The organism is Micromonospora lutea (assembly GCF_016863535.1).
Taxonomy (GTDB): domain Bacteria; phylum Actinomycetota; class Actinomycetes; order Mycobacteriales; family Micromonosporaceae; genus Micromonospora; species Micromonospora lutea.
On the sequence record NZ_BOPB01000003.1, the window covers coordinates 166387 to 178643 of the forward strand.

A 12257-nucleotide genomic window follows, 5' to 3' on the forward strand; every position below is an offset into this window, starting at 1 on the left:
GGCAATGTCACTCATGGTGTTGACTGAAGGCCATGTCCGCTACTGATGATCTTTTGGTTGAAGCCGAGCGGCTCGCCGCCGAACTCGACGCCATCGACCCGCCGACCCTGCTCGATGTCCGCTGGCGCCTGGCCGGGCCGCCCGGCCGGGACGACTACCGGAAGGGGCACCTGCCGGGCGCGGCTTACGTTGACCTGGACACCGCGCTGTGCGGCGCTCCCGGCCCGGCCGGGCGCCATCCGCTTCCCGATCCGGCCGAGTTGGAGGCGGCACTGCGGGCGGCCGGCGTGCGGGCCGGTCACCCCGTGGTGGTGTACGACGGCGGTGACGGGATGTCGGCGGCCCGGGCCTGGTGGACGCTGCGCTGGGCGGGGCACCGATCCGTCCGGCTGCTGCACGGCGGTTTCCCGGCCTGGACGGCGGCCGGCCTGCCGGTGAGCATCGACCCGCCCGTCGTGGCGCAGGGCGACGTGACGGTCCGCCCGGGGGCGCTCCCGGTGCTGGACGCGGCGGACGCCGCCCGACTGGCGGCCGGTGACGGCGTCCTGATCGACGTGCGGGCCGCGCCCCGCTATCGGGGCGAGCACGAGCCGATCGACCCCGTTGCCGGTCACATCCCCGGCGCGGTAAACCTGCCCGCACCCGAGTACGTCACCGAGGGCCGGTTCCCGACCGTCGAGGCGTTGCGGGACCGCTTCGCCGCTGTCGGCGTGACCGGCGAGGCTCCGGTCGCTGCGTACTGCGGCTCGGGGGTGACCGCGGCCCAGGCGGTGCTCGCGCTGCATCTCGCCGGCCGGGCGGACGCCGCGCTCTACGTCGGATCATGGAGCCACTGGGTCGCCGACCCGGACCGGCCGGTGGCCACCGGCCCCGAGCCTGACCGGTCCGACGCGTGAGCGGCCCGGTGCCTGGCCGGCATCCGGCCTGGTGGGCGGGCCGCCAGTCGGTCCTCGTGCGACCATGGGTGGATGTCCGACGACACGGTGGTGGTCTGGGACCCCTCGCTGCTCGCCTACGACCTCGGTGACCACCCGCTGGATCCGGTCCGGGTGGAGTTGACCATCGCGCTCGCGCGGGAACTCGGCATCCTGGAACGGGCCGGGGTGCGGCTGCTGCCGCCGACGCCCGCCGACGACGACCTGCTCACCCGGGTGCACGATCCGCGCTACCTGGACGCGGTGCGGATCGCGCCGCGCGACCCGCTCTTCGCCGGGTTCGGTCTGGGCACTTCGGACAACCCGGTTTTCGACGGGATGCACGAGTCCAGCGCGCTGGTCACCGGGGCGAGCGTGATCGCCGCCGAGGCGGTGTGGCGAGGCACGGCCCGCCGGGCGGTCAACGTCGCCGGCGGCCTGCACCACGCGATGCCCGCCCGAGCCGCCGGGTTCTGCGTCTACAACGACCCGGCGGTGGCCATCGCCCGGCTGCTCGACCTGGGCGCCGAGCGCATCGCCTACGTCGACGTCGACGTGCACCACGGCGACGGGGTGCAGCAGATCTTCTGGGACGACCCACGGGTACTCACCGTCAGCCTGCACGAGACTCCGCTGGCCCTCTTCCCCGGCACCGGCTTCCCGGACGAGACCGGCGGTCCGAACGCCGCGGGCACCGCGGTCAACATCGCGTTGCCCCCCGGGGTCGAGGACGCCGGTTGGCAGCGGGCCTTCCACGCGGTCGTGCCGTCGGTGTTGCGGGCGTTCCGCCCGCAACTTCTGTTCACCCAGTGCGGGGCGGACGCCCACCGCGTCGACCCACTCGCCGACCTGCACCTGTCCGTGGACGGGCAGCGCGCCACCTACCTGGCGTTGCGGGCGCTCGCCGACGAGTTGTGCGACGGCCGCTGGGTGGCCACCGGTGGTGGCGGGTACGCACTGGTCGAGGTGGTGCCCCGGGCCTGGACGCATCTGCTGGCGGTGGCCACCGGCGCGCCGCTGGAACCGGCGACGCTGACCCCGCCGGCCTGGCGGGAACTGGCCATGGCGCGCCGGCCCGGTTTCGACGTGCCGCTGCGGATGACTGACGACGTCGACCCGGGGTACGAACCGTGGCAGCCCACGGGGGAGCCGAGCGCGGTGGACCGGGCGATCGCGGCGACCCGGAAGGCGGTCTTCCCGCTGCTCGGCCTCGATCCGCACGATCCGCGCGACTGACTGAGCCGGCCGGGGAGGTCCGTCCGAGGTGAGCACAGCAGAACAAACCGTGGACGTGTTGCTCAGCGACGGCAGTACGGTCCAGTTGCGACCCATCGAGCCATCCGACGCCCCCGCGATCGTGGCGATGCATTCCCGGTTCTCCGAGCGCACCCGCTACCTGCGTTACTTCTCGCCGTACCCGCGGATTCCGGAGCGGGACCTGCACCGCTTCGTCAACGTCGACCATCACGACCGGGAGGCGTTCGTGGTGCTGGCCGGCGACCGGATCGTCGCCGTCGGCCGCTACGAGCGGCTCGGTCCGCAGTCACCCGATGCCGAGGTGGCCTTCGTCGTCGAGGACGCGTACCAGGGGCGGGGCATCGGCTCGGTGCTGATGGAGCACCTCGCGGACGCCGCCCGCCGGGCCGGGATCGTCAACTTCGTGGCCGAGGTGTTGCCGAGCAACGGTCAGATGCTGCGGGTTTTCGCTGACTTCGGGTACCAGATCCAGCGTCAGTTCGCCGACGGGGTGGTGCACCTGAGTTTCCCGATCGCGCCGACCGAGGCGACCCTGGAGGTGCAGCGCGGGCGGGAACACCGCACCGAGGCGCGGTCCATCGCCCGGCTGCTCGCCCCGCGTGGCGTCGCCGTCTACGGTGCCAGCGCCACCGGCCAGGGGGTCGGCGCGGCAGTGCTCGGGCACCTGCGTGACGGCGGGTTCACCGGGTCGGTGGTGCCGGTGCACCCGAGCGCCGCGCGGGTGGCCGGGTTGCCCGCGTACCCGTCGGCGGCCGATGCCGGGCTGCCGGTCGACCTGGCGGTGGTGGCGGTGCCTCCGGAGGCCGCCGGGGCGGTGGTCGCTGACGCCGCGGCGGCCGGGGTGCACGGCCTGGTCGTGATCTCGGCCGGCTTCGCCGAGGCGGGCGTCGAGGGCGCCGCCGCGCAGCGTGCCCTCGTCCGCGCGGCCCACGCCGCGGGCATGCGGGTGATCGGCCCGAACTGCCTGGGGGTGGCCAACACCGACCCGTCGGTACGCCTCAACGCCACCCTCGCCCCGCGACTGCCGGTGCCGGGCCGGGTCGGCATCTTCAGCCAGTCCGGCGTGTTCGGCGTGGCGCTGCTGGCGGAGGCGGATCGGCGAGGGCTCGGCCTGTCCAGCTTCGTCTCGGCAGGCAACCGGGCTGACGTCTCTGGTAACGACCTTCTGCAGTACTGGCAGGACGATCCCGGCACCGACGTGATCATGTTGTACCTGGAGACCTTCGGCAACCCGCGCAAGTTCGCCCGGCTGGCCCGGCGCATCGGCCGGGACAAGCCGGTGGTGGCGTTGGCCTCACCGGCCCGCCCGCCGGGGGTGGGTGACGCCACCGGCCCGGATGCCACCGCCGTCAGCGCCTTGTTCGCCCAGTCCGGGGTGATCCGGGTGGACACCGTCGGCGAGTTGCTCGACGCCGGTGTGCTGCTGGCCAACCAACCGCTGCCGGCCGGCAACCGGATCGGCGTGGTCGGCAACTCCTCGGCGCTGACCGGGCTCGCGGCCACCGCCTGTGCGGCCCAGGGTCTCACCGTCGCCGACGGCTACCCGCGTGACGTCGGGCCGAGGGCCAGCGCCGCCGAGTTCGCCGACGCGCTCGCCGCCACCGCCGCCGACGAGTCGGTCGACGCGCTGGTGGCGCTCTTCGCCCCGCCGCTGCCCGGCCAGTTCACCGGCACCGAGGCCGACTTCAGCGCCGCCCTGCCCGCAGCGCTGTCCGGCGGCAAGCCGGCGGTGGCCACCTTCCTCGTCGGTCGTGCCCCGGCCGGGGTGCCCTCGTATCCGAGCGTGGAGGAGGCGGTTCGGGCACTGGCCCGGGTCACCGCGTACGCGCAGTGGCTACGCCGGCCCACCGGAATCCTGCCGGAGCTGTCCGACGTCGACCCGACGGCGGCGCAGGCGGCGCTGCGGGGGGAGGACACCGACGCGGAGGCGTTGCTGGCCGCGTACGGCATCGACGTGGTCGAGTCGGTGCCGGCCGCCTCGGTCGACGAAGCCGTCGAGGCGGCCACCCGGCTCGGGTTTCCGGTGGCGCTCAAGGCTGCGGCACCGGGGCTGCGGCATCGCCTCGACCTCGGTGCGGTCCGCCTCGACCTGCCGGACGCCGCGGCCGTGCGCCGCGCCGGTACGGAGCTGACGGTGGCCTTCGGGGCGGACGTCCTGGTGCAGCCGATGGTGCCGCCCGGGGTGGCGTGTGTCGTGGAGCTCGTCGAGGATCCGGCGTTCGGGCCGGTGGTCGGGTTCGGGCTCGGTGGGGTGGCCACGGAGCTGCTCGGCGATCGGGCGTGGCGGGCGGTGCCGTTGACCGACCGGGACGCCGCCGAGTTGGTCGACGCGCCCCGGGCCGCGCCGTTGCTGCGTGGCCATCGCGGGGCCGCGCCGGTGGACCGCACCGCCCTGGCCGATCTGCTGCTGCGGGTCGGTCGCCTCGCCGACGACCAGCCCCGGGTACGGGCACTGGCGCTGAACCCGGTGCTCGCCCGCCCTGACGGCCTGTCCGTGCTGCACGCCTCCGTCCGGATCGGCACCGCCGCCGTGCCACGCCCCGACACCGGCCCTCGCCGGCTGTGAGGTCGACGCGTTGCCAGACCTTAACCTGGACATGTAACATCCTGATATGCGTTTGGGTCAGGGTGTCGAGTGGGCGATCCACACCTGTCTGAACCTCACCTGGCTGGGCGCGGAGCGCGGTGTGTCGACCGCGCGGCTGGCAGAGTTCTATCAGCTGCCGCCGGCGTACCTGAACAAGCAGCTGCAGAGTCTCGTGCGCGCCGGGATCCTGGCGTCCACGCCCGGCCGGCGCGGCGGCTTCTCGTTGGCCCGTGGGCCGGCCGCCATCTCCCTGTTGGACATCGTGGTCGCCATCGAGGGATCGGACCCGCTGTTTCGGTGCGAGCAGATCCTGCGCGCGGGGCCCGGTGGCCGGCCGGACGTGGACTACCGCGAGGTGTGTCTCGTCTCCGGTGCGATGCGCCGGGCCGACCTGGCCTGGCGGCAGGAACTCGCGGGCCGGACGCTGGCTGACCTCAAGGCCGACGTCGAGCGGAGTTTTCCCGGCACGCCGGAGGCGACCCGCGGCCGCTTCGCCGAGTTGCACGACCGCTAGGTGATCGAAGGGCGCGGCGTCCCGGCGCCACTGTCACCTCATATCTGGACATTAGAAATCTAGAAATACGGACGGATGTCCGTTCCCTCACTCGAGGAGAGGCACATGAACGTCAACACCCGGCTCGACACCCAGGGCCCGATTTTCACCCCCGGTCAGGCCGGCTATGCCTCCGAACTGGCCGGGTACAACCAGTTGGTCGTTCACCGACCCACGCTCGTGGTCGGCGCCCGACACCCCACCGACGTCGTCACCGCCGTCCGGCACGCCACCGAAACCGGACAGTCGGTCGGCGTGCAGGCCACCGGTCACGGGCCCAGCGTCCCCGCTGACGGCGTCCTGATCAGCACCCGCCGGATGCAACGCATCGAGGTCAACCCCGCCGATCGTACGGTCACCGTCGGTGCCGGCGTGCTCGCCAAGGACCTCATGGCCGCCCTCGCCCCGCACGGGCTCGTTCCGCTCGTAGGCTCCTCACCCGATGTCGGGGTCGTCGGCTACCACCTGGGCGGTGGCATCCCGCTGCTGGGCCGGCGGTTCGGCTACGCCGCCGACCGGGTCCGTTCCCTGGAGGTGGTCACCGCCGACGGGCATCAGCGCACCGTCACCGTCGAGTCCGAACCCGAGCTGTTCTGGGCCATGCTCGGTTGCCGCGGGAACTTCGGTGTCGTCACCGCGTTGACCACCGAGGTGATACCGCTGACGAACCTGGTCGGGGGCGGCCTCTGGTTCACCGGCGATGCGATCGCGCCCGCGCTCCGAAGCTACGTCGAGTGGAGCGCCACGATCCCCGAGGAGATGTCCTCCTCGGTCCTGCTGATGCGAATGCCCGACCTCGACGGCGTGCCGGAGCCGTTGCGTGGGCGCCGGATCGCGCACGTCCGGATCGCCTACCTGGGCGATCCCGACACCGTCGACCGGCTGCTTCAGCCGCTGCGCGTGGCCGCCCCCGCAGCCCTGGACACGGTCGGCGAGATGCCGGCCAGCGGACTCGCCAGCATCCACGGGGAGCCGCCGGGGCCGGTCACCTTCGAGGCCCGCAACACTCTGCTCAACCGGCTCGACCCGGCGGCGGTCGACCGGCTCCTCGACCACGCTGGTACCGCCGGAAACGACGACTACCTGGTCGAACTGCGCCACCTCGGCGGCGCCTTCGGTCCCTCGGCGACCAGCCGTGCGGTGATCGGCCGCCGGGACGGCGAGTTCATCCTCTACACCGGCAGCCGACTCCACCCGCTCACCGGTGACGAGGCCGCCGCCGCGCAGGATCACCTGCACCGCGCCATGCTCCCCTGGAGCACCGGCGGCGTCACGCCCGCCTTCCTCTCCGGCCCGCGCGTCACGACGTCCCAACTGCGGACCGGCTACGACGACGGGGACTACCGGCGGCTCACCGGGATCAAGGCAACCTGGGACCCGGACAACCTCTTCCGGATCAACCACAACGTGCCGCCGTGCCACCCGGGAGGTCGGGCCTGACTCGACTCGCGCCAGGTGGCGCAGACGGTGTCGGCCCCGGCAACCGCCGGGGCCGACACCACGCTGGTCAGGTCAGCAGGCGTACGCCTCCAACCGCTGGGCCCGCTCCGGCGCCCGCAGCTTGAGCAGCGTCACCTTCTCGATCTGCCGGATCCGCTCACGGGAGAGGCCGAACTCCCGGCCGACCTCGTCCAGGGTGCGTTGCCGGCCGTCGTCGAGGCCGAACCGTAGCCGGATCACCGCCTGCTCGCGCTGCGAAAGTGTGGCCAGCACGATGCTCACCTCGTTGCGCAGCTCGCCATGGGCGGCGGCGTCACCCGGTCCGGCGGCCGGGTCGACGGCGGCGACGAAGTCACCGAGGGCGCTCTCACCGTCCTCGCCGACAGCCTGGTCCAGACTCACCGGCTCCCGGTCGTACGAGATCAGCTCGATCACCTGGAACTCCGGCACGTCGAGCGCGCGGGCCACCTCGGCGACCGTGGGTTCCCGACCCAGCGACGCCGCCAGCTCCCGTCGGGCGCGGACCATCCGGTTCACCTGCTCGACCATGTGTACCGGGATGCGGATGGTGCGGGCCTGGTCGGCCATGGCGCGGGTGATGGCCTGGCGGATCCACCAGGTGGCGTAGGTGGAGAACTTGTAGCCCTTGGTGTAGTCGAATTTCTCGACGGCGCGGATGAGGCCGAGGTTGCCTTCCTGGATGAGGTCGAGGAAGGCCATGCCCCGGCCGGTGTACCGCTTGGCGATGCTCACCACCAGCCGCAGGTTCGCCTCCAGCAGGTGGTTCTTCGCGGCCTGGCCCTGTCGTGCGATCAGTTCCAGGTCGGCGCGCAGCTCTTCGGAAACCGGGATGCAGGTGTTCAGTTTCTCCTCGGCGAACAGGCCGGCTTCGATCCGCTTCGCCAGGTCCACCTCCTGCACCGCGGTGAGCAGCTTCGTCCGACCGATTCCGTTGAGGTATGCCCGGACCAGGTCGGTGGAGACGCCGCGCTCGTCGGTGGCGTCCAGGTCGGTCAGGGTGTCGACGCCGTGCTCCGCCTCGGTGCCGGCGTGCGTCCGGTGCTCCGTCATCTGCTGGGCCATCTCAGTCTCTCCCCGTGTCCACGTCCGTGCCGTGTCCGCCGGCCAGTTGCGCCGGTGACAAACAGCTTGGCGGTCGGGGCGTAAAACGGGAGTGAGGCGATCGGGGAACCGACAGTTGCTGAGTCGGCACTCGGTGGCGTGGTGCTCCAGCATGTCGACGGCCTCGGCTTGTCGATGCCGGTTACCGTGCCAGCGGTCGGCCGTCGGGCCGACGTAACCGCCCGGATGCGGGCGATCGAGCGACGGAGGAAATCGTGGTCTTCAAACGGCTCATGCAGGCGATGGGAGTTGGCGGTCCGTCGGTGGAGACGGTGCTGTCGAATCCGAACTGCCGGCCGGGCGGCCACCTGGAGGGCAGCATCGCGGTCACCGGCGGCGACCACGCGGTCGACGTGTCCTACGTCGCCCTGGGGCTGCTCACCCGGGTGGAGGTGGAGAGCGGCGACAACGAGTACGTCACCAACCAGGAGTTCCAGCGCCAGCAGGTCACCGGCCCGTTCCGGCTGGAGGCGGGGCAACGCTACGACGTTCCGTTCCGGTTCGAGGTGCCGTGGGAAACCCCGCTCACCGAGCTGTACGGGCAGCACCTGCACGGGATGACCATGGGTCTGCGTACCGAGTTGGAGGTTGCCCGCGCCGTCGACAAGGGTGACCTGGACGCCGTGGCGGTGCATCCGTTGCCGGCCCAGGAGCGCCTGCTGGAGGCGCTGCTACGGCTCGGTTTCCGGTTCGCGCGAGCCGACGTGGAGCGCGGGCACATCTACGGTGTCCACCAGACGTTGCCGTTCTACCAGGAGATCGAGTTCTACCCGCCACCGCAGTACGCGGGCGCGATGAAGCAGCTGGAGGTCACCTTCGTCACCGACCCCCGGCAGGTGCAGGTGGTGCTGGAGCTGGACAAGCGCGGCGGGCTGTTCACCGAGGGCCGCGACGTCTTCGGCCGCTTCTCCGTGGAGCATGCCTCGGCGGCCACGACCGACCTGGCCGCCCAGCTCGACGGCTGGCTGCGTCAGTCGCTGCAACGCCGCGGCCTCTTCGGCTGATCTCCGTCCCGCGTCGTGGTCGGTGCCGGTCGCTGACCGGCACCTGGTGGCGTCAGAGGTCGAGGAGGATGGTCCGGGGACCGACGTTCACGCTCTCCACCAGCATGTGTGCGCGGAACCGGCCGGTCGCGACCGTCGCGCCACGCTGGCGCAGCGCCCGGATCATCTCCTCGATCAGCGGCTCCGCCACCTGCGCGGGTGCGGCAGCGGTCCAGGTCGGCCGGCGTCCCTTGCGGGCGTCGCCGTAGAGGGTGAACTGACTGACCACGAGGATCGGCGCGGCGATGTCCGCCGCTGATCGCTCGTCATCCAGGATGCGTAGCTCGTACACCTTGCGGGCCATCGTCCGGGCGATCTCCGGGGTGTCGGTGTGGGTCACCCCGAGCAGCACCAGCAGCCCGTCGTCGACCGCGCCGACCACCTCGCCGTCGACGGTCACGCTGGCCCGGCCGACGGTCTGCACCACCGCCCGCATCAGGCGACCACCGGCGTGATGAAGCCCCGCTCCACCAGGTGCGCCACGATCGGCCCGGCCGCCTCGGCCAACTCCTCGGTGGCCACGTCGTGGGCGGCGGCGAGCAGCGCCAGTTGGTCCCGCAGCGGCAACCGTCCGTCAGCTCCGCCGACCAGGGCCAGCACCAGCGGGTCGATCTCCTCGCTCCAGCGCAGCCCGTCGGGCATGGCGAGAACCTGCCGGTCCACCGCCCAACCGTCGGAGCCCATCGTCGCCTCCTGACGCAGTTGGAGCCCATCGGCGGCCCGGTAACGCGTGGCCAGCAGGCTGGCGGTGTCGCGTCCGCGCAGCCAGTCCTGCCGGTCGAACCATTCGGCGATCCGATCGCCCATCGGTGGCTGCACCCGTTGGCGCAGGTCCTCCACCCGTAGCACCGGGTCGTCGCGGTCGCTCCGGCGCAGGGAGACGATGCCGAAGCCGATCGCCTCCACCTTGTGCGCATCGAACCAGTCGAGCCAGTCGGCCATCCGCTGCGGGTCGGTGCTCTCCCCGACGTCGGTCAGCCACAGGTTGACGTACGCCATGGGGTCGGCGACCTCGCGCTGGATGACCCAGGCATCCAGGCCGGTGCCGGCGAACCAGCCGGCGACCCGCTCGCCCCAGTCCTCGCCGGCCACCTGCACCCAGTTGGCGAGGTACTGCATGGTGCCGCCCTCGGTGAGCAGTCCCGGGGCGGCGGCGGCCAGCTCGGCCCCGATGGCGTCGCCGACCCGGCCGGAGTCCCGATAGACGTGGGTGGTGGTGCCGGGCCCGACCACGAAGGGCGGGTTGCTCACCACGAGGTCGAACCGACGGCCGGCGACCGGGGCCACCATGTCACCGCGGAGCAGCTCCCAATCCTGACCGTTGAGTGCGGCGGTGGTGGCGGCGAAACGCAGCGCACGCCGGGACACGTCGGTGGCGGTGACCCGCCGCGCGTGGGTGCCCAGGTGCAGCGCCTGCACGCCCGAACCGGTGCCCAGATCGAGTGCGGTGTCCACCGGTCGCCGTACCGCGGCGCCGATCATCGTCTGCGTCGCCCCGCCGATGCCGAGCACGTGTTCGGCATGCAACGGGCGGCCGGGGCGGGCGCTGGCCGGCACGTCCGCGATGACCCACCAGTCGTCGCCGTACGGCTCCAGGTCCAGTCCCATCCGCAGCCCGTCGTCGTGCCGTTCGACAAGTCCCGCGGCGAGCGCATCGGTGAGCGGTAGCGGCGCCAGCGCGGCGGCGACCGCCGCTTCCGGCTCGGTCTGCTCGCAGATGAACACCCGGATCAGGGTGGCGAGAGGGTCCCGGTCGACGGTGGCCCGCAGCGCGGCCCGGAAGTCGTTGCGGGCGACCCCGCCGGTGGCCTGCGCGCCGAGCCGAGTGGCGATGCCGTTCGCGGTGAAGTCGGCCCGCGTCAACGCGGTCCGTAGCGCTTCGACGCCGGCGGGGGAGAGCAGCATGTCGTGTCCGTCCACACCGTCATCCTGCCTGGTGACACCGGGTCGAGAGGGCACCGCCCGTGACATTGGAAATCGATCGACGAACATCTCTGTCATATTTGTCGATCTAACGCTAGCATCTCTCCAACTCAAGTCCAGGGTGCGGACCGCCCGGCCAGAAGCCCGGTCGGCCGCCCAGGTAAGGGAGGCACCATGTCCTCAGGGTCCACCGCGCGACGGCAGCTCATCCGGGCGCTCGCCGTCGTCGCCACCGCGGCGGCCGTCTCAGCGGCCAGCACCACCGCGGCGGTCGCCGCACCCACCGGCGAGATCCGCGGCGCCAGCGCGTCGAACGCGGTCAGCGGGAGCTACCTCGTCGTCCTGAGCACCGACGCCGTCGGTGCCGCCGGGTCGTCGAAGGCTCGTTCCGCCGTGCCGGACCGGGCCAGCGCCCTGGTCAAGCGGTACGGGGGCAGCGTCTCCGACACCTACAGCGCCGCGCTGACCGGTTTCGCCGCCAAGATGACCGCCAAGCAGGCGGCCCGGCTCGCGGCCAACCCGGCGGTGGCCTACGTGGAGCAGGACCAGGTGGTCACGATCCAGGCGACCCAGACCAACGCCACCTGGGGGCTGGACCGGATCGACCAGCGTAACCGTCCACTGAACGGCACCTTCACCTACCCGAACACGGCCTCGAACGTGCGGGCGTACATCATCGACACCGGCATCCGGACCAGCCACAGCCAGTTCGGCGGCCGGGCCACCTGGGGCACCAACACGGTGGACAGCAACAACACCGACTGCAACGGCCACGGCACCCACGTCGCCGGCACCGTCGGCGGTTCGACCCACGGCGTGGCCAAGGGCGTCCGCCTGGTCGCGGTGAAGGTGCTCAACTGCTCCGGCGGCGGCACCACCACCAGCGTGGTCAACGGCGTGAACTGGGTGACCGCCAACGCGGTGAAGCCGGCCGTGGCGAACATGAGCCTCGGCGGCGGTGCCAGCACCTCGATCGACAACGCGGTGCGCAACTCGATCGCCTCCGGCGTCACCTACGCGGTCGCAGCGGGCAACTCCAACGCCAACGCCTGCAACTACTCGCCGGCCCGGACCACGACCGCGATCACCGTCGGCTCGACCACCAACACCGACGCCCGCTCCTCCTTCTCCAACTACGGCTCCTGCGTGCACATCTTCGCGCCGGGTTCGAGCATCACGTCGACCTGGCACACCAGCAACAGCGCGACCAACACCATCAGCGGCACCTCGATGGCGTCGCCGCACGTGGCCGGCGCTGCCGCGCTCGTGCTCGGCGCCAACCCGTCGTACTCGCCGGCCCAGGTCAAGAGCTACCTGGTCAACAACGCCACCACCGGCGTGGTGACCAGCCCGGGCAGCGGCTCGCCGAACCGCCTCCTGTTCGTGGTCAACTGACCTGACCCGAACCGGCCCGGCGG

The 12257-nt window shown here is 72.0% G+C and carries 10 protein-coding genes; 7 read left to right on the forward strand and 3 right to left on the reverse strand.

Annotation, left to right across the window (positions count from 1 at the left end):
• Positions 1–32: 32 nt before the first annotated feature.
• The 5 genes from Vlu01_RS04515 to Vlu01_RS04535 all read left to right on the forward strand — a co-directional run bounded on the left by Vlu01_RS04515 (position 33) and on the right by Vlu01_RS04535 (position 6751).
• Positions 33–896 carry a sulfurtransferase gene (locus tag Vlu01_RS04515; RefSeq protein WP_203994235.1) on the forward strand — a complete coding sequence of 288 codons (864 nt, stop codon included), beginning with the start codon at positions 33–35 and terminating at the stop codon, positions 894–896.
• 72 nt (positions 897–968) lie between these two features.
• Positions 969–2150, forward strand: coding sequence for an acetoin utilization protein AcuC (locus Vlu01_RS04520; protein WP_203994238.1), 1182 nt, complete (start codon positions 969–971; stop codon positions 2148–2150).
• A gap of 28 nt (positions 2151–2178) precedes the next feature.
• Positions 2179–4737, forward strand: a complete 2559-nt coding sequence (locus tag Vlu01_RS04525) for a bifunctional acetate--CoA ligase family protein/GNAT family N-acetyltransferase (RefSeq protein WP_203994252.1) — start codon at positions 2179–2181, stop codon at positions 4735–4737.
• A 46-nt stretch (positions 4738–4783) separates the two neighbouring features.
• Positions 4784–5272, forward strand: a complete 489-nt coding sequence (locus Vlu01_RS04530; RefSeq protein ID WP_239095691.1) for an RrF2 family transcriptional regulator — start codon at positions 4784–4786, stop codon at positions 5270–5272.
• Positions 5273–5377: 105 nt separating this feature from the next.
• Entirely contained in the window at positions 5378–6751 is a 1374-nt protein-coding gene (locus Vlu01_RS04535; RefSeq protein WP_203994256.1) for an FAD-binding oxidoreductase, read from the forward strand.
• Between the two features lie 72 nt (positions 6752–6823).
• Here Vlu01_RS04535 and sigB read toward each other — a convergent pair whose 3' ends face one another.
• Positions 6824–7834 carry an RNA polymerase sigma factor SigB gene (gene sigB / locus Vlu01_RS04540; RefSeq protein ID WP_239095692.1) on the reverse strand — a complete coding sequence of 337 codons (1011 nt, stop codon included), beginning with the start codon at positions 7832–7834 and terminating at the stop codon, positions 6824–6826.
• A 254-nt stretch (positions 7835–8088) separates the two neighbouring features.
• On the opposite strand from sigB, the gene Vlu01_RS04545 reads away from it, so the two are divergent.
• Positions 8089–8877 (forward strand): sporulation protein, encoded by a 789-nt coding sequence (locus Vlu01_RS04545; protein WP_203994259.1) that lies wholly within the window; start codon positions 8089–8091, stop codon positions 8875–8877.
• A 52-nt stretch (positions 8878–8929) separates the two neighbouring features.
• Here the strand turns inward: Vlu01_RS04545 and dtd are convergent, their stop codons facing one another.
• Together dtd and Vlu01_RS04555 are read right to left on the reverse strand one after the other, a co-directional pair.
• Positions 8930–9352 (reverse strand): D-aminoacyl-tRNA deacylase, encoded by a 423-nt coding sequence (gene dtd, locus Vlu01_RS04550; RefSeq protein ID WP_203994262.1) that lies wholly within the window; start codon positions 9350–9352, stop codon positions 8930–8932.
• Complete coding sequence (locus tag Vlu01_RS04555; protein ID WP_239095693.1) at positions 9352–10836, reverse strand: DUF7782 domain-containing protein; 1485 nt, start codon at positions 10834–10836, stop codon at positions 9352–9354. Before Vlu01_RS04555 ends, dtd begins: the two co-directional genes overlap by 1 nt.
• 177 nt (positions 10837–11013) lie before the next feature.
• On the opposite strand from Vlu01_RS04555, the gene Vlu01_RS04560 reads away from it, so the two are divergent.
• On the forward strand, positions 11014–12234 hold the full coding sequence (locus Vlu01_RS04560; protein ID WP_203994265.1) for a S8 family peptidase: 1221 nt from the start codon (positions 11014–11016) through the stop codon (positions 12232–12234).
• Positions 12235–12257 lie beyond the last annotated feature (23 nt).